General features: G+C 70.5%; 15 protein-coding genes and 1 tRNA gene. 4 read left to right on the top strand and 12 right to left on the bottom strand.

The window, feature by feature from the left end:
- Positions 1 to 66 precede the first annotated feature (66 nt).
- From pknB to ACH4ZA_RS09425, 6 genes are all read right to left on the bottom strand, one after another.
- Complete coding sequence (pknB, locus tag ACH4ZA_RS09450; protein WP_319276791.1) at positions 67 to 2,040, bottom strand: Stk1 family PASTA domain-containing Ser/Thr kinase; 1,974 nt, start codon at positions 2,038 to 2,040, stop codon at positions 67 to 69.
- Positions 2,041 to 2,209: 169 nt separating this feature from the next.
- Positions 2,210 to 3,676 (bottom strand): penicillin-binding transpeptidase domain-containing protein, encoded by a 1,467-nt coding sequence (locus ACH4ZA_RS09445; protein WP_319276789.1) that lies wholly within the window; start codon positions 3,674 to 3,676, stop codon positions 2,210 to 2,212.
- The gene (locus ACH4ZA_RS09440; protein WP_319276787.1) at positions 3,673 to 5,112 is read right to left on the bottom strand and encodes an FtsW/RodA/SpoVE family cell cycle protein; all 1,440 of its coding nucleotides are present in this window, start codon (positions 5,110 to 5,112) and stop codon (positions 3,673 to 3,675) included. Before ACH4ZA_RS09440 ends, ACH4ZA_RS09445 begins: the two co-directional genes overlap by 4 nt.
- A 27-nt stretch (positions 5,113 to 5,139) precedes the next feature.
- Positions 5,140 to 6,699 carry a Stp1/IreP family PP2C-type Ser/Thr phosphatase gene (locus ACH4ZA_RS09435; protein WP_319277056.1) on the bottom strand — a complete coding sequence of 520 codons (1,560 nt, stop codon included), beginning with the start codon at positions 6,697 to 6,699 and terminating at the stop codon, positions 5,140 to 5,142.
- Between the two features lie 140 nt (positions 6,700 to 6,839).
- Positions 6,840 to 7,358: an FHA domain-containing protein gene (locus tag ACH4ZA_RS09430; protein WP_057576678.1), complete on the bottom strand. Its 519-nt coding sequence runs from the start codon at positions 7,356 to 7,358 to the stop codon at positions 6,840 to 6,842.
- A 10-nt stretch (positions 7,359 to 7,368) separates the two neighbouring features.
- Complete coding sequence (locus tag ACH4ZA_RS09425; protein ID WP_398428706.1) at positions 7,369 to 8,247, bottom strand: FhaA domain-containing protein; 879 nt, start codon at positions 8,245 to 8,247, stop codon at positions 7,369 to 7,371.
- Between the two features lie 477 nt (positions 8,248 to 8,724).
- On the opposite strand from ACH4ZA_RS09425, the gene ACH4ZA_RS09420 reads away from it, so the two are divergent.
- The 4 genes from ACH4ZA_RS09420 (at position 8,725) to ACH4ZA_RS09405 (ending at position 11,993) form a co-directional block, all read left to right on the top strand.
- A tRNA-Leu gene (locus ACH4ZA_RS09420) sits at positions 8,725 to 8,811 on the top strand.
- 413 nt (positions 8,812 to 9,224) lie between these two features.
- Positions 9,225 to 10,703, top strand: coding sequence for a DUF2252 domain-containing protein (locus ACH4ZA_RS09415; RefSeq protein WP_319282222.1), 1,479 nt, complete (start codon positions 9,225 to 9,227; stop codon positions 10,701 to 10,703).
- A 119-nt stretch (positions 10,704 to 10,822) separates the two neighbouring features.
- Entirely contained in the window at positions 10,823 to 11,620 is a 798-nt protein-coding gene (locus ACH4ZA_RS09410; protein WP_398428704.1) for a J domain-containing protein, read from the top strand.
- A gap of 43 nt (positions 11,621 to 11,663) precedes the next feature.
- Complete coding sequence (locus ACH4ZA_RS09405) at positions 11,664 to 11,993, top strand: rhodanese-like domain-containing protein (RefSeq protein WP_319282224.1); 330 nt, start codon at positions 11,664 to 11,666, stop codon at positions 11,991 to 11,993.
- A gap of 52 nt (positions 11,994 to 12,045) precedes the next feature.
- Here ACH4ZA_RS09405 and ACH4ZA_RS09400 read toward each other — a convergent pair whose 3' ends face one another.
- The 6 genes from ACH4ZA_RS09400 to paaA all read right to left on the bottom strand — a co-directional run bounded on the left by ACH4ZA_RS09400 (position 12,046) and on the right by paaA (position 17,058).
- Positions 12,046 to 13,218 carry an acyl-CoA dehydrogenase family protein gene (locus ACH4ZA_RS09400; protein ID WP_398428702.1) on the bottom strand — a complete coding sequence of 391 codons (1,173 nt, stop codon included), beginning with the start codon at positions 13,216 to 13,218 and terminating at the stop codon, positions 12,046 to 12,048.
- A 142-nt stretch (positions 13,219 to 13,360) separates the two neighbouring features.
- Positions 13,361 to 14,422 (bottom strand): 2Fe-2S iron-sulfur cluster-binding protein, encoded by a 1,062-nt coding sequence (locus ACH4ZA_RS09395; protein ID WP_319282213.1) that lies wholly within the window; start codon positions 14,420 to 14,422, stop codon positions 13,361 to 13,363.
- Positions 14,422 to 14,961, bottom strand: a complete 540-nt coding sequence (paaD, locus tag ACH4ZA_RS09390; RefSeq protein WP_398428699.1) for a 1,2-phenylacetyl-CoA epoxidase subunit PaaD — start codon at positions 14,959 to 14,961, stop codon at positions 14,422 to 14,424. Before paaD ends, ACH4ZA_RS09395 begins: the two co-directional genes overlap by 1 nt.
- Entirely contained in the window at positions 14,958 to 15,749 is a 792-nt protein-coding gene (gene paaC, locus ACH4ZA_RS09385; RefSeq protein ID WP_398428697.1) for a 1,2-phenylacetyl-CoA epoxidase subunit PaaC, read from the bottom strand. Before paaC ends, paaD begins: the two co-directional genes overlap by 4 nt.
- Positions 15,746 to 16,033, bottom strand: a complete 288-nt coding sequence (gene paaB / locus ACH4ZA_RS09380) for a 1,2-phenylacetyl-CoA epoxidase subunit PaaB (protein ID WP_319282217.1) — start codon at positions 16,031 to 16,033, stop codon at positions 15,746 to 15,748. The genes paaC and paaB overlap by 4 nt, the downstream gene beginning before the upstream one ends.
- On the bottom strand, positions 16,030 to 17,058 hold the full coding sequence (gene paaA / locus ACH4ZA_RS09375) for a 1,2-phenylacetyl-CoA epoxidase subunit PaaA (protein WP_319282218.1): 1,029 nt from the start codon (positions 17,056 to 17,058) through the stop codon (positions 16,030 to 16,032). Before paaA ends, paaB begins: the two co-directional genes overlap by 4 nt.
- Positions 17,059 to 17,189 lie beyond the last annotated feature (131 nt).

The following is a 17,189-nucleotide window of genomic DNA, read 5'->3' as shown; positions in this document are numbered from 1 at the left end:
GTCAGACGCGCGGGCCCCGCCGGAACTCGACCGGCGGGGCCCGCGCTGTCTGTTCCTGCCGCCCGGCTAGCCGCCGCCTCCTCCGAAGAAGCCGCCACCGCCGTTGTTACCGCCGTTGTTGTTGCCGTTCTTGAAGGCGATCAGGTTGACCGTCTGACCCCTGTTGACCGTGCTGCCGGGGGCCGGGTCGGAGTTGATGACCTGGGCGTCGTCGTCCTGGGAACCGGCGATGTTGCCGACGTTCAGGCCCGCGTCCTGCAGCGCCTTCTTGGCGTCCTTCAGGGACATGCCCTGGAGGTTGCCCGGCACCTGGGTCTGGGTGCTCTTGCCGATCTGGATCTGGACCTTGGAGCCCTTGTCGGCCTGGGATCCGATCGACGGCACGGTCTGGATGACCTTGCCGACCTGGTTCTGGTCCTGGGTGTCGACCTCGACGCAGTCGCCCTTGAGGCCGTTCTGCTGCATCTGGGCCTTCGCCTCGTCACAGCTCTTGTTCGAGACGTCGGGGACGGTGGACTTCGCCTTCTCCACCGCCACGGTGAGGGTGATCGTGGCGCCCTTCTCCAACTCGGTGTCGCCCTTGGGGTCCTGGCCGATGACGACATCGGGACGCTGGTCGGATTCCTGAGTCTCCTTCTCGACCACGAATCCCTTGGCTTCCAGCTGTTCCTTCGCCTTGTCGAACGTCAGGCCCTGCACATCCGGGAGGGCGACCTTCGGCGCGCCGGTGGATACCACCAGGTTGACGGCGCTGTTCTTGTCGACCTTGTTCGTAGGATCGGGGTCCTGGTCGCAGATCTTGCCCTTGGGCTGGTCCTCGCAGGGCTTCTGCGTGACCGTTCCCAGCTTCAGATCACTGTTGGTCAGCTGTTTCTGGGCGTCGGCCTGGGTCTGGCCGATCAGGTTGGGCACGGGCACCGACTCGTTGTTGACCCCACCGCTGGAGACCCACTTGCCGATCAGGACCGCGCCCACCAGGACCAGCACGGCGGCGACGACGAGCAGGATCGTCGAGGTGTTCGACTTCCTCTGTCGGCGCCGGTCGGGCCGGTCGTCGTAGCCGTAGCCGCCGTCGTCCGGGTTCATGGGCGGCAGCATCGACGTGGCGCCCGCGTCCGCCGAGCGCATCGCCGTCGTCGCGTGGTCGTCGCCGTACCCGCCGTAGCCGACCGAGCCCATCGCGGCCGTGGCGGCGACCGGCTGGCCGTCGAGGCAGGCCTCGATGTCCAGGCGCATCTCGTCGGCGGACTGGTAGCGGTAGTTCGGGTCCTTGACCAGCGCCCGCAGGACGATCGCGTCCATCTCGGGGGTGATCTCGGGGTCGAAGACGCTCGGCGGCTGCGGCTCCTCCCGGACGTGCTGGTAGGCCACCGCGACCGGGGAGTCCCCGATGAACGGCGGCCGCACCGTCAGCAGCTCGTAGAGCAGACAGCCGGTGGAGTACAGGTCGGAGCGGGCGTCGACCTGCTCGCCCTTGGCCTGCTCCGGCGAGAGGTACTGCGCGGTGCCGATGACCGCCGACGTCTGCGTCATCGTCATGCCGGAGTCGCCCATGGCGCGGGCGATGCCGAAGTCCATGACCTTGACCTGGCCGTTGCGCGTCAGCATGACGTTCGCGGGCTTGATGTCGCGGTGGACGATGCCGGCTCTGTGCGAGTACTCCAGGGCCTGGAGGATGCCGATGGTCATCTCCAGCGTCCGCTCCGGCAGCAGCTTGCGGCCGGAGTGGAGCAGCTCGCGGAGCGTGGACCCGTCGACGTACTCCATGACGATGTACGGGATGGACACATCGCCGATGTAGTCCTCGCCCGTGTCGTACACCGCCACGATCGCGGGGTGGTTGAGCGAGGCGGCAGACTGGGCCTCCCGGCGGAACCGGGCCTGGAAGGACGGGTCGCGCGCGAGGTCCGCGCGCAGCGTCTTCACCGCCACGGTACGGCCGAGGCGGGTGTCATGCGCGAGGTAGACCTCGGCCATGCCACCACGGCCGAGCACGTGGCCCAGCTCGTACCGGCCGCCGAGGCGACGCGGCTCTTCCATAGCTACCTACCAGCCCTCTCCGTCGGTCCCGCCCGGCACATATGTGCGGACGGAGGCTGCCGTCCGGGCATACCGTACCCGGACGGAGCTGTGTGACCTGGCCAAGCCCGTCACCCGATACGAGACCGGTATCGCAACGTGCACCGATGTGTAGGCGACGTGATGGGGGTCACTTCTTGTTGCCGATGACTGCCTTCATCACGTCCCTCGCGATCGGGCCGGCGAGACCGCCGCCGGTGATGTCGCCACGGTTGGCCGCACCGTCCTCGACGACGACGGCGACGGCGACCGGCGCGCTGCCGTCGGACAGCTTGGCGTACGAGATGAACCAGGCGTACGGCTTCTCGCTGTTGTTGAGGCCGTGCTGGGCGGTACCGGTCTTGCCGCCGACCTTCACGCCGTCGATCTTGGCCTTTCCGCCGGTGCCCTGCGGGTCCTCGACGACCGTCTCCATCATCTTCTGCAGCGCCTGCGCGGTCTTGGCCGAGACGGCCTGGGACAGCTCCTGGGGCTCCGTGGTGTCCAGAGGGTCCAGCTTCGCCCAGATCTGGTCCACCATGTACGGCTTCATCAGCTTGCCGTCGTTGGCGACCGCCGAGGCGACCATGGCCATCTGCAGCGGGGTGGCCCGGTTGGAGCCCTGGCCGATGCCGTCCAGCGCGTTCTGCGGGGCGTTGTCCTTGGGGTAGACCGACTCGGCCGCGCGCACCGGGGTGTCCAGTTCGGCCTCGTTGAAGCCGAACTTGGACGCCTGCTCGATCATCTTGTCGTTGCCGACGTTGTCGGCCATCTTCGCGAAGACGGTGTTGCAGGACACCATGAGCGCGTAACGCAGGCTGGCGTTCTTGCACTCGCCGTGCTCGTTGGTGAGCTTGGTCGAGGACTGCGGCAGCTTGAACGGGTCGGGGGTGTCGGTCTTGTCGTCGATGTCGGAGACCTTGCCGTTCTCCAGCGCCGCGGCGGCCGTGACCACCTTGAACGTGGAACCGGGCGGGTAGGTCTCCCGCAGCGCCCGGTTGAGCATCGGGTCGTCGGGGTTGTTCTTCTTCTGGACCTTCTTCCACTCCTCGGCGTCCTTGTCGGAGGACCCGGCGAACTTCGAGGGGTCGTACGACGGAGTGGAGACCAGCGCGAGGATCTTGCCCGTGGACGGCTCGATCGCGGCGACCGCGCCCTTCTTGTCGCCCAGGCCCTCGTAGGCGGCCTTCTGCGCGGCGGCGTTGAGGGTGGTGACCACGCTGCCGCCCTCCTTCTCCTTGCCCGTGATCATGTCCAGGGTGTTGCGGAAGAAGAGCCGGTCGTCGTTGCCGCTGAGGATGCCGTCCTCCAGCCGCTCCAGCTGGTTGGCGCCGAAGGCCTGCGAGGAGTAGCCGGTGACCGGCGCCCACATCGGGCCGTTGGTCCAGGTGCGCTTGTACTTGTAGTCGCCGGTGGTCTCCACCGAACCGGTGATCGCCTTGCCGCCGACGACGATGTTGCCGCGCGGGGTGGCGTACCGCGTGATGTTGACGCGGCGGTTCTTGGTGTCGCTTGCGAGGCTGTCCGCCTTGACGTACTGCAGGTAGTTGTCCCGCAGCAGCAGGGTGAGGATCAGGAGGCCGCAGAAGATCGCGATCCGGCGCAGGGGCTTGTTCATGACGGGCGGACCACCTGGGTCATCTCGGCGTCGGGGGTTGAGGCAGGCGCGGGCGCCGGACGGCGGGCGGTGTCGCTGATCCTGATCAGGATGCCGATCAGAGCCCAGTTGGCGATGACGGACGAACCGCCGTACGCGAGGAACGGCATCGTCATACCGGTCAGCGGGATGAGCCCCATCACACCGCCGGCGACGACGAACACCTGGAGGGCGAACGCGCCGGAGAGGCCGATGGCGAGCAGCTTGCCGAAGGGGTCACGGGCGGCGAGGGCGGTGCGCACGCCGCGTTCGACGATCAGGCCGTACAGCAGCAGGAGCGCCATGATGCCGGCCAGGCCGAGCTCCTCGCCGAACGTGGCGAGGATGAAGTCGGAGTTGGCCGCGAACTTGATCAGCTCGGAGTGGCCCTGACCCCAGCCGGTTCCCAGCGTCCCGCCGGAGCCGAACGCCCACAGGGCCTGCATGGCCTGCTCGGAGTGGCCCAGCACGTTGTTTTGGGAGAGCGTGTACTCCTTCATCGGGTCGAGCCACGCCTGGACTCGCTGCTGGACGTGGCTCTCGAACTGGGCCACGCCGACCGCGCCGGCCGCCGACATCAGCAGACCGAAGACGATCCAGCTGGTCCGCTCGGTGGCGACGTACAGCATGATGACGAACATTCCGAAGAACAGCAGCGAGGTGCCGAGGTCCGTCTCGAAGACCAGGATCAGGATCGAGATGATCCAGACCACGATGATCGGGCCGAGGTCGCGGCCGCGCGGCAGGTACAGACCGAGGACGCGGCGGCTGGCGAGGGCCAGCGCGTCGCGTTTCACCATCAGATAACCGGCGAAGAAGATCGCCAGCACGATCTTGGCGAACTCACCGGGCTGGATGGAGAAACCCGCGACCGAGATCCAGATCTTCGCGCCGTAGATGTTCTTGCCGAGGCCCGGAACCAGCGGCAGCAGCAGCAGGAAGATCGCGCCCACCATGGAGATGTAGGTGTAGCGCTGCAGGGCGCGGTGGTCCTTCAGGAAGATCAGCACCACCACGAACAGCGCGATGCCCATCGCCGTGTACAGCAGCTGCCGCGGAGCGGCCGTGCCGGCCTGCTCGATCCGCTTGAGCAGCTTGGACTGGTCGAGGCGCCAGATGGCGACCAGCCCCAGCCCGTTCAGCAGCGTCGCCACCGGCAGCAGCAGCGGGTCGGCGTACGGCGCGAACTTGCGGACGACGAGATGCGCGACGCCGGCCAGCAGACCGAGACCGAGCCCGTAGCTCAGCAGGCCGGACGGCACCTGCTCGTTGATCGCCAGGCCCACGTTGGCATAGGCGAACACCGGGATGACGACGGCGAACACCAGCAGCGCGAGCTCGGTGTTGCGCCGGCTCGGTGTGCCGATCGAGCCGATCGTGGACGTGTGGTGCGTCGGCGAGTTGGTAGTACTGCTCATCGTGTGACGGGGCCTCTCACGGCTTGCCTACTGCTCACCGCACCGCGAGACGACCTTCTGCTCCTCCTCCGAAAGGCTCGGACCGGGGGTGGGAGTGGGGGTCGCGGGTACGGACGGGGACGCGGTTGCCGAGGGGCTCGGCGATGCCTTGGACGTGAGGGAGACGGACGTGGTTCCCGAGGCGGCGCCCCCCCGGCCCTCAGCGGTCTTCGAACCGGTCTTGGAACCGGACTTCGAGGAGGTCTGCGAACCGGTGGCGCCCGCGGCGGTGCCACCCGCCTGCTTCTTGCACGCGGAAGCCTGAACGGCCAGCTCGTCGATCTTCTTCTGGGCGTTCGGCAGGCTGCCCTCGGCGATCGTCGCCTCGACCAGCTTCTGCTGGTACTGCGGGAGGTACTTGAGTTCGATCTCGGGGTGGTCCTTCTCCACCTTCGACAACGACACCCACGCCAGGTCCTGACTGATGCCCCGGTACAGGGCGACGTGCTCGCCGCTGGCGCCGACGTAGTACTGCGTCTGCGTCCAGCGGTAGCCGCCGTACAGGCCGCCGCCGATGACGGCGAGGGTGAGCACCCCGTAGAAGGATCTCTTCAGCCACCGGCGGCCCTTGCGCGGCTTGACGAAGTCGTCGTCGGTGTAGTCGGCGAACCCGTCGGTGGGGATGAAGCCCGTGATGTCGCCGCCGGAGCCGGGCGGACCGAACTGCCCGCCCCCGCCGTGGCCCTGCTGCCTGCGGCCGAGCCCGGAGGCGCGCCCCGCCGGGGTCTGCATGATGCCGTTGTCGTGCAGCTGGAGCTGGTTCTCGGCGACCGCGCCGACGACGACCGGGGTGTCGGACAGCTGCCCGGCGAGCGTGTCCCCGGTGTCCAGGTCGAGGACGTCGGCGACGATCACCGTGATGTTGTCGGGGCCGCCGCCGCGCAGCGCGAGCTGGATCAGCTCCTGCACGGTCTCCTGCGGGCCCTGGTAGCTGGCGAGGGTGTCCTCGAGCGTCTGGTGGGACACCACGCCGGACAGGCCGTCGGAGCAGATCAGATAGCGGTCGCCGGCCCGGACCTCGCGGATCGACAGGTCCGGTTCCACGTGCTCACCGCTGCCCAGCGCGCGCATCAGCAGCGACCGCTGGGGGTGGGTGGTGGCCTCTTCCTCGGTGATGCGGCCCTCGTCGACCAGCCGCTGCACCCAGGTGTGGTCCTGCGTGATCTGCGTCAGCACGCCGTCCCGCAGCAGGTACGCGCGCGAGTCGCCGACGTGGACGAGACCGAGTCGCTGGCCCGTCCACAGCAGCGCGGTGAGCGTGGTGCCCATGCCCTCGAGCTGGGGGTCCTCCTCGACCAGCGAGCGCAGCTGGTCGTTGGCCCGCTGCACGGCCGTGCCGAGCGAGGTGAGGACGTCGGAGCCGGGCACGTCGTCGTCGAGGGCGACGATGGTGGAGATGGCCTCCGAGGAGGCGACCTCGCCGGCGGCGGCGCCGCCCATGCCGTCGGCGATGGCCAGCAGGCGCGGACCGGCGTAACCGGAGTCCTCGTTGCCCTCCCGGATCATGCCCTTGTGCGATCCGGCGGCGAAACGCAGTGACAGACTCATGCGCACCTCGCCCGTCGGCTCCGGGTACAGCCGGTCGTGTCGAGCCACACTGCCCACCCTCCGGTCGGGAGCACACCGGGGCCCTGAGTGCCGGCCGCCGCCGTGTGCTCGCTCCGCTCGCGCTCACTCATGATGCAGCACTACTTCCGAAGCTCGATGACGGTCTTGCCGATACGGATCGGCGCGCCCAGCGGAATCGGTGTGGGAGTCGTCAGCCGCGATCGGTCGAGGTACGTGCCGTTGGTGGAGCCCAGGTCCTCGACGATCCACTGGCCGTCGCGGTCCGGGTAGATCCTGGCATGGCGGCTCGAGGCGTAGTCGTCGTCCAGCACGATCGTGCTGTCGTGCGCCCGGCCCAGCGTGATGGTCTGGCCCTGGAGCGCGACCGTCGTGCCGGTGAGGATGCCCTCGGACACCACCAGCTTCGTCGGTGCGTTGCGGCGTGTGCGGCCCGCGGCGGCGGGCTGCTGGCGCTGCTGCGGAGGCGCCTGCTGGCGCTGGGCCTGCTGTTGCGCCCGCCCGGCCTCCCGGCGCGAACCGCGCTGGGTGACACGCGTACCGAACAGGTCGCTGCGGATGACCTGCACGGCCACGATCACGAACAGCCACAGTACGGCCAGGAAACCCAGCCGCATGACCGTGAGGGTCAGCTCTGACATTGCCCCCGCTTCACCCTTCGGCTTGCCGGTAAATGATGGTGGTGCTGCCCACGACGATCCGCGAGCCGTCGCGGAGCGTAGCGCGGGTGGTGTGTTGCCCGTCCACCACGATGCCGTTGGTGGAGCCGAGATCCTGGATCGTCGAGGGCGACCCGGTCCGGATCTCGCAGTGCCGGCGGGAGACGCCGGGGTCGTCGATCCGCACGTCGGCCTCGGTGCTGCGGCCCAGCACGAGCGTCGCGCGGGAGATCTGGTGGCGTGCGCCGTTGATCTCGATCCAGTGGCGGGTGCGTGACCCGGGCTGCGGGGCCCCGGCCAGGCCGCCGCCTGCCGCGCCGGGGCGCTGTGCGCCCGCGGCGGGCGGGTAGCCGTAGCCGCCGGGACGGGCGCCGGGGGCGCCGGGCGGCGGTGCGGACGGCATCGGCGGAGCGGCGCCGGGGTAGGCGGCGGCGCCGCCCGGTCCCGCGGAGCGCTGCCGGCCGCCGGCGGCCGGCTGTTCCGGCGTCTGGCTGCTGGACGAGGCGAGCGTGCGGCTGCGCACCCGGTACAGACCCGTGTCGAGGTCGTCCGCCTTCTCCAGGTTGACCTTGATCGGCCCCATGAAGGTGTAGCGCTGCTGCTTGGCGTAGTCGCGCACCATGCCGGCCAGCTCGTCGCCGAGCTGGCCGGAGTAGGGGCTGAGCCGCTCGTAGTCCGGCGTGCTCAGCTCCACGATGAAGTCGTTGGGGACGACGGTGCGGTCGCGGTTCCAGATCGTGGCGTTGTTGTCGCACTCGCGCTGGAGCGCGCCGGCGATCTCGACGGGCTGGACCTCGGACTTGAAGACCTTGGCGAAGGTGCCGTTGACCAGACCCTCGAGACGCTGCTCGAACTTCTTCAGAACTCCCATGGGGCACCTCCTCCGTCGTGGCTGCTGTCCCGTGCCGTGCTGCTCGCCTGGTGCTGCTTACCTGTACTGCTTACTGATCGTATCCACGCGCGGGTGAATCGGCTGGTTCCCCCTGTCGGGCCCGTCGACCGGTGTCGGCGGGCCGCTCGCGCCCCTGCTTCCCTGCTGCACACGCTTGCTTCTGCCCAGGATCGTAGAGGCGGCCCGGGACCAGTGTCCCGCACCCGGCTGTGCTCCTGGTCCGGCTCCTGGGGAGACGGCCGCCATAGGTACGAGGTTGATACGTGAACCAATCCTTGCGGAGACGTACGGGGACGGACGCGGACGCACGGGGGACGCACGGGGGACGCTCGACGGTCTCCCACCTGCTCCCTGCCCGCCCGGAAGGGATGTGAACGCACCCTGGCGCGCGTGCTAATGTTCTGCATGTCGGAGGGCGACAGGCCGAAAAGCCCAAAACCCGAAGACACACCCAATGCGCGGGTGGCGGAATAGGCAGACGCGCTGGATTCAGGTTCCAGTGCCCGCAAGGGCGTGGGGGTTCAACTCCCCCCTCGCGCACCAGTCGAAAGCCCCTCAGATCTCGGATCTGAGGGGCTTTCGCGTTCTCCGGTCAGGTCGGTCTCCGGCGTGGGGTCGCGGACTGCGCGGTGAGGCCGGGGCGGGTCGATGACGAGTCAGTGATCGCTCACCGTGTGTGATGAACGTCTCAGGGGGAGTGGCCGCCAGGACGTCCCGCGGGTTCCCACGGGTTCGGCGGGGCGGGTGGACGCCGGTGCGTGTTTCACGTGAAACATGCCGGTTGTCAGCGGCTGCCCCGCGGCGTCCGTCGCGAGGCAGTTATCCACAATCCCGAAGTTGTTCACAAGGTCTGACGACTTTCAGCCGACGGCTGTACGGTCTGCACAAGTTGATGTTCGGCTCGTCGGGCTCGTCCCGGAGCTGCTGAGCGTATGTGTGCGGGGGAGGCGGTCATGATGACCGGGACCGGTGGTGCAGAGACCGGAGCGAGCGGGTCGGCCGGGACGGGTGAAGCCGTCGGGCTGTGCAGGATTCCCCAGGTGCGGGGGTTCGCGGCGCGCCTCGGTGAGTCGTCCGACGCGGGGGCCGGTGTGCGGGAGAGCCCCAAAGAGGCCGGCAGGGCCCTGCGCGGGAGGGTGGCGCGGTCGGCGCATGCCGAGCTAGACCTGGACGCCGCCCGGCCGGACGCGGTGGCCGCGGTCGAGGAGTCCAACCGAGGTCGCATCCCCGAGCTGACGCCGATAAGGGTCGGCCGGATGGCGGCCACGCCGTTCGCGTTCCTGCGGGGCTCCGCGGGACTCATGGCGTACGACCTGGCCCGCACCCCGATGACCGGCATCCGCGCCCAGATCTGCGGGGACGCCCACGCCGCCAACTTCGGCCTGTACGGCGACGCGCGAGGGGGGCTGGTCATCGACCTGAACGACTTCGACGAGACCGTCGACGGCCCCTGGGAATGGGACCTCAAGCGCCTCGCCGCCTCTCTCGTGCTGGCGGGCCGCGAGGCCGGCGCGGACGAGGACACCTGCCGCAGGGCGGCGCACGGCGCGGCCGGTTCCTACCGCCGCACCATGCGGCTCCTGGCCAAGCTGCCCGTACTGGACGCCTGGAACGCCATCGCCGACGAAGAGCTCGTCTCCCACGCCGACGCCCACGACCTGCTGGGCACCCTGGAGCGGGTGTCGGAGAAGGCGCGGGCCAACACCAGCGGACGGTTCGCGGCCAAGTCGACCGAGGCGACGGAGGACGGCGGCCGGCGCTTCGTCGACGCTGCGCCGGTGCTGCGCCGGGTCCCGGACGCCGAGGCCGCGGCGGTGGCCGCGTCCCTGGAGCACTACCTGACCACCCTGTCCGAGGACCGCCATCCTCTTCTCGCCCGTCACTCGATCCACGACGTGGCCTTCCGCATCGTGGGCACGGGCAGCGTGGGGACGAGGTCCTACGTGGTGCTGCTGCTCGATCACCGCGGTGAGCCCCTGGTCCTCCAAGTGAAGGAGGCCCGCGCCTCCGCGCTCGTCCCGCATCTGCGGACTGCCGGCTTCGAGACGCCGGAGGTGGACCACGAGGGCCGCCGGGTGGTGATCGGCCAGAAGCGCATGCAGGTCGTCAGCGACGTCCTGCTGGGCTGGACGACGGTTGAGGGACGCCCCTTCCAGGTACGGCAGTTCCGCAACCGCAAGGGGAGCGTCGACCCGGCCGCACTCGCCGCCGACCAGGTCGACGACTACGGCCGCATGACGGGCGCGCTGCTGGCCCGCGCGCACTCCCACAGTGCCGACCCGCGCGTCGTCGCCGGCTACTGCGGCAAGAACGAGGAGCTCGACGAGGCGATCGCCGGGTTCGCCGTCGCCTACGCCGACCGCACCGAGGCGGACCACACGGACCTCGTCGCGGCGGTACGGGCGGGACGGATCCCGGCCGAGACGGGAGTGTGAGGACGGCACGGCACGGCACACGGTGGGGTGGAGCGGGCGGGGCCTCCCTCGCGGCAGGCGGCGGTCTTCCACGCTCGGTGCGCGCCGACGGTACGTGGGGCTTGGCCTAGGCTGGTCGGGTGACGACCCCCGAAGCTGAGCAGCCCCGGCCCGAGGCGCGGCTGGAGCAGGCCGTGCGGGCCGCCGAGCAGGCGTTGATCGAGTTCGAGATCGCGGTGGAGACCTTCCGCGTCGAGGTCGAGAACTTCTCGCGGCTCCACCACCAGAAACTCGGTCCCATGTACGCCCGGCTCGACGAGCTGGACGCGCAGATCGCCGAGGCCCGTGCCGCCCGTACCGGCGATCCCGAGGATCTGCGCAAGGCCGCCGAGGCGCGCGCCCGGGTCCTGCCGATGCCGGGGGTCGAGGAGCTGTTCCACGGCTGGATGGACGGGGAGGGACTGCTCCCGGAGGCCGCGGCGATGCTGACGGACCGGTCGGTCCGGCCTCCGGAGCGGGTGCGGCCCAGTGAGGAGGCCCGCAAGCTGTACCGCGAGCTGGCTCGCAAAGCGCACCCGGATCTGGCGCAGGAGGACGCGGAGCGGGCCCGGCGCGAAGAGTTCATCACCCGCGTGAACGCGGCCTACGCCCGGGGCGACGAGGCGCTGTTGCGCGAGCTGGCGCAGGAGTGGGCGGCCGGCCCTGCGCCCGCCGAGCGCAGCCCGAGCGCAAGTGAGGAGCTGTACGCCCGCCTCGAGTGGCTGGCGCAGCGCAAGGAGATGCTGACGCTGGTGGCGAGGGAGCTGGAGGACAGCGCTATCGGCTCGATGCTGCGGATGGCGCCGGACGACCCCGACACCCTGTTGGACGAGATCGCCGAGAAGCTGCTCGCCGACGTCGCCGCACGCGAGGCGGAGCTGGCCGAGCTGGTCGGTTAGATCCGGTAGCGGGTAGCGTCGGGGCATGAGTTTCGGAGCTGGTGTGCCCACGGTCGAGGTCGGGGACCTCAAGGACGACGACTTCCTGGTGGACGTCCGGGAGGACGACGAGTGGCAGGCGGGTCACGCCGAGGGGGCGCTGCACATTCCCCTCAGCGACTTCGTGGCCCGTTACGGCGAGCTGACCGAGGCCGCCCCACAGGATGGGCGGGTGCATGTCATCTGCCGTTCCGGTGGTCGTTCGGCGCAGGTGACCATGTATCTCGCGCAGCAGGGCATCGACGCGGTGAACGTGGACGGCGGCATGCAGGTGTGGGCGGCTGCGGGGCGTCCGGTCGTCACGGACGACGGCAAGCAGGGTTTCGTCCTGTAGCCGGGCAGGGCTGCAGGACGTAGCCGGGCTGGGCCGGGCTCCGGTGGTGGGGTCAGGCGAGGGGGTGGGCGGCCAGGAGGTCGCCCAGGGCCTCCTCGTGGGCCGCGGCCGGGCCGAGTGAGAGCTCCAGGTGTTTGGCCCACGCGTGGTAGCGGTGCAGCGGGTAGTCGACGTCGGCGCCGAAGCCCCCGTGCAGGTGCTGGGCGGTCTGCACGATCCGGCGCACGCCTTCCGAGGCCCAGATCTTGGCGAGGGCGACGTCTCCGGAGACCGGGAGGACGCCGGGTGTTCCCGACGCGATCCGCCAGGCGGCCTGCCACAGCGTGACCTCCATCGCGCGGAGGTCGATGTAGCGGTCCGCGGTCTGCACCGCGACCGCCTGGAAGCTGGCGATCGGGTGTCCGAACTGCTCGCGTGTGCCGGCGTAGTCACTGGTCATGGCCAGGACGCGGTCGCCGAGGCCGAGGGCCAGCGCGCAGGTGCCGGTGGCCAGCAGTGAGCGCAGCCAGTCCCAGGCGCCGTCGGCGGTGATGACGTCGCGGGCCGGGATCCGCGCGGACTCCAGCCGCAGTTCCGCGAGCCGCTCGCCGGTGGTGGAGATCTGCGGGGCGAGTTCGACGCCCTCCTGCCCGCGGGTGACCACGGCGAGGACGCTGCGATCGTCGGCGGTGTGTGCCGGTACGAGGATGTGGTCGGCCTCGTAGGCCCAGGGCACGGCCGTCTGCACGCCGTCCAGTACCCAGGTTCCGCTGCTGTCGGCGTCGGGCGCCGGCGTGCCGCTCGAGTCGTCCTGCCGTGCGGTGACGGCGAGTTCGGCGGCGTCGTGGCCGGTGCGGCCGTCGGCGGCGACGGTCAGCACGGTCTCGCCGCGGCCGGAGCCCGCGAGCAGGGCGGACCTCAACTCCGGTCCGCCGTAGGCCTGTACGGTCGCGGCGGCCGCGCTGGTCTCCAGCAGGGGGACCCGGGCGAGCACCTTGCCCGCCTCGCGCAGCACCAGGCACAGGGCGACCGCGTCCAGGCCTGCCCCGCCGGACGTCTCGTCGAGCAGCAGGCTCAGCAGGTCTGCCGCGGCGAGCTTGTTCCACAGGGGGCGGTCGAGGTCGTCGGCGACCGCGGAGCCCTGGGTGAGGGCGGGGCTCGGCACGCCGTCTGGGGCGACGCCGGCGAAGACTCCGCGGGCCGCCTCGGCCGCGGCCTGCTGCTCCTCGGTGAAGGTGAAGTCCACGGCCGGTCCTCCCGACGGGTCAGCCGATCTGCCGGGACCGACAGATCTGACGGAGCGTCAAGATAGAACAGGTTCTAGGAGAAGGGAACAGCAGTCGGCGTCCAAGGGGCCCGGCGGCGCAGCGGCTTGTCGGCTCGGTGGCTCAGCGGTCGAAGTCGACCTCCACCGCCTCGGTCAGCGGATGCGACTGGCACGCCAGCACATAGCCGGCCTCCGTCTCCTCCGGCTCCAGGGCGAAGTTGCGGTCCATGCGCACCTCGCCGCCGACGAGGAATGCCCGGCAGGTGCCGCACACCCCGCCCTTGCACGCATAGGGCGCGTCGGGCCGGTTGCGCAGCACGGTCTCCAGGACCGACTCCCCGTCCCGCACCGGCCAGCTGCCGCCCCGGCCGTCGAGCCGGGCGGTCACGGTGGCGTGCGCGGGCGCGGTCGGGTGCACGGTGGGCGCCGCGCCGTCCACGTGGAAGATCTCCTCGTGGATCCGGGTACGGCCGACCCCGAGCTCTCTCAGCGTCCGTTCGGCGCCCTGCACCAGTCCGTACGGGCCGCACAGGAACCATCCCGCCACGTCCGTGACCGGCAGCAGGGACGGCAGCAGCGTGGTCAGCCGGTCCTGGTCCAGCCGTCCGGAGGGCAGCCCCGCCTGCTGTTCCTCGCGGGAGAGCACGGTGACCAGCTGCAGTCGCTCCGGATACCGGTCCTTCAGGTCGGCGACCTCCTCCAGGAACATCGTCGACGCCGCCGTGCGGTCGCTGCGGATCAGGCAGAACCGGGCGCGGGGCTCACGGGCCAGCAGGGTGGAGACGATCGACAGGACCGGGGTGATGCCGCTGCCGCCGACGATCGCCGCGTAGAGGCCGGGGGCCGGGGCGAGGGTGAACCGCCCTGCGGGCGTCATCACCTCGAGTTCGTCCCCGACGCCGATCTCCTTCAGCGCGAAGGTGGAGAACGCCCCGCCCTCGACCAGTCGCACGCCCACGCGGAGCGTGCTCGGTCCGTCGCCGGTGGCGTCGGGAGCGGGCGAGCAGATCGAGTACGTCCGCCGGATCTCGTCCCCGTCGGCCAGCCGGCGCAGGGCGAGGTGCTGGCCGGGCGTGTGGCGGTACTCCTCGCGTAGCTCCTCGGGGACGGAGAGCGTGAGGGCGACCGAGTCGTCGGTCAGCCGGTCCACCGCGGCCACGGGGAGCCGGTGGAAGCGGGCCATCACAACTCCTTGAAGTGGTCGAAGGGTTCGCGGCAGGACAGACACCGGCGCAGCGCCTTGCACGCGGTGGAGGAGAACCGGCTGAGCAGTTCGGTGTCGGGGGAGCCGCAGAGGGGGCACTGCACCGGCTCCGCCCCGGAGGTCCCGGCCGCGTGGCCGGCCCGGGTCGGCCCGAGCGTCAGGGACACGGGGCCCTGCTCGCGCACGGCGCGGGGCGGTGCGATGCCGAACTCCCGCAGTTTGCGCCGTCCTTCGGCGGTGATGTCGTCCGTCGACCAGGCGGGCGTGAGGACGGTGCGCACCGTCACCTCGCGGATGCCGTGCTCGTGCAGGGTGCGTTCGATGTCCAGGGACATCGCCTCGACGGCCGGGCAGCCGGTGTAGGTGGGGGTCAGCTCGACCTCCACGGTGTCGGCGCCGTGCAGGTGGACGGCGCGCACGACGCCCAGCTCCTGGAGGGTGAGCACCGGGAGCTCGGGATCGGGGACCGAGCCGGCGATCTCGAGGAGTTCCGCCTCCAGGGGGGTGACCGCCGTCACCACGACGCCCCCGGGTGACTGCGGTGCAGATGCTGCATCTCGGCGAGCATCGGCCCGAAGGGCTCGGTGTGCAGGCCCTCACGGCCGGCCCCGGCGCGCCAGGCGCCGGTGCGCGCGCCGTCCGGGACGGTCAGGCCGGCCCGCCCCAGCACCTCCCGCACCGACTCGAGCCAGGCCGACTCCAGGCCTGTCCGGTCGAGCTCGAGGCCGTCCACGGGGTGGAACAGCTCTCCGGTGAAGCGCCACAGCGCCGTGCACGCACGCTGCATCCGTTCATGGCTGACGTCGGTGCCGTCGCCGAGGCGCAGGGCCCACTGCTCGGCGTGGTCGCGGTGGTAGGCGACCTCCTTGACGGCCTTCCCCGCGAGCCCGGCGAAGGGGCCGGATCCGGCTGCCAGCTGCGCGTACAACAGGTGCTGGTAGGTGGAGAAGTACAGCTGGCGGGCGATGGTGTGGGCGAAGTCGCCGTTGGGCTGTTCGACCAACTGGACGTTGCGGAAGGCGCGTTCCTCGCGCAGGTACGCCAGTTCGTCCTCGTCGCCGGCCATCGACAGCAGGATCCTGGCCTGACCGAGCAGGTCGAGCGCGATGTTGCCGAGGGCGACCTCCTCCTCCAGCACGGGCGCGTGGCCCATCCACTCCCCCAGGCGGTGGGAGAGCACCAGGGCGTCGTCGCCGAGGGCGAGGGCGGCGGTCCGCGTGTCGGCGGCGGTGCCCGCGGCGGTGTCGGCGGTGTCGGGACGGGTGGCGGGGTCGCCGTGGGTGGTCGTGGCTCCGGACCTGGTCACAGGTGCTTCACCCCCTCCGGGATCTCGTAGAACGTCGGGTGCCGGTACGGCTTGTCGGCGGCCGGTTCGAAGAACGGGTCCTTCTCGTCGGGCGAGGACGCGGTGATCGCCGAGGACGGCACCACCCAGAGCGAGACGCCCTCACCGCGCCGGGTGTACAGGTCGCGTGCGTTGCGCAGGGCGAACTCGGCGTCCGGCGCGTGCAGACTGCCGGCGTGGGTGTGGGAGAGGCCGCGCCGGGAGCGCACGAAGACCTCCCACAGGGGCCAGTCGGTGTGGGTCATGCCTGCTCCGCTTCCGTCGTCCGGGGAAGGCGCTTGGCCGCGTGGGCCGCGGCCGCCTCCCGTACCCATGCGCCCTCGTCGTGGGCGCGCCTGCGTTGGGTGATGCGCTGCTCGTTGCACGGGCCGTTGCCCTTGAGGACTTCCTTGAACTCGGTCCAGTCGATGGCGCCGAAGTCGTAGTGCCCGCGTTCCTCGTTCCACTTCAGGTCCGGGTCCGGGAGGGTGAGGCCGAGCGACTCGGCCTGGGGGACGCAGATGTCGACGAAGCGCCGGCGCAGCTCGTCGTTGGAGTGGCGCTTGATCTTCCACGCCATCGACTGCGCGGAGTGCGCGGACTCGTCGTCGGGCGGGCCGAACATCATGAGCGACGGCCACCACCAGCGGTCGACGGCGTCCTGCGCCATCGCGTGCTGTTCCTCGGTGCCCCGGCTGAGGGCGAGCAGCAGCTCGTACCCCTGGCGCTGGTGGAAGGACTCCTCCTTGCACACGCGGATCATCGCGCGCGCGTACGGGCCGTAGGAGCAGCGGCACAGGGGGACCTGGTTGGTGATTGCCGCACCGTCCACCAGCCAGCCGATCGCGCCGACGTCCGCCCAGGTCAGCGTGGGGTAGTTGAAGATCGAGGAGTACTTCTGGCGGCCGGTGTGCAGCTTGTCGAGCAGATCGTCGCGGCTGACGCCGAGGGTTTCGGCCGCGCTGTAGAGGTAGAGGCCGTGGCCCGCCTCGTCCTGCACCTTCGCCATGAGGATGGCCTTGCGGCGCAGGGAGGGGGCGCGGGTGATCCAGTTGGCCTCCGGCTGCATGCCGATGATCTCGGAGTGGGCGTGTTGCGCGATCTGGCGTACCAGCGTCGCCCGGTAGGCGTCGGGCATCCAGTCGCGTGGCTCGATGCGTTCGTCCGCGGCCACGGTGGCGTCGAAGAGGCGTTCGAACGCCTCTGGCGCCGCCTCGTCGGCCGGTCCGCCCTCCTGCCGCGGGGCGTCCTTCTCCGTGCGGGCCGTCTGGTGGGCGGCTGCTGTCGCCATGCGGTCCCCCTTGACCTCGGGCCTCGGCTTCGCGCCTTGGCCTCGGCTCTGCCCGAGCCTTCTCCCGACCGATCGTTCGGTCCGTGCGATTCCATGGTGGGACGGCCGTCGTATGGTGTCAACCGCTGTGG

Origin of the sequence: Streptomyces sp. NPDC020597, assembly GCF_044335095.1 — a bacterium.
Classification (GTDB): Bacteria; Actinomycetota; Actinomycetes; order Streptomycetales; family Streptomycetaceae; genus Streptomyces.
The sequence above is the reverse complement of the archived record's forward strand: the minus strand, read 5'-3'. Positions and strand labels throughout refer to the sequence as shown.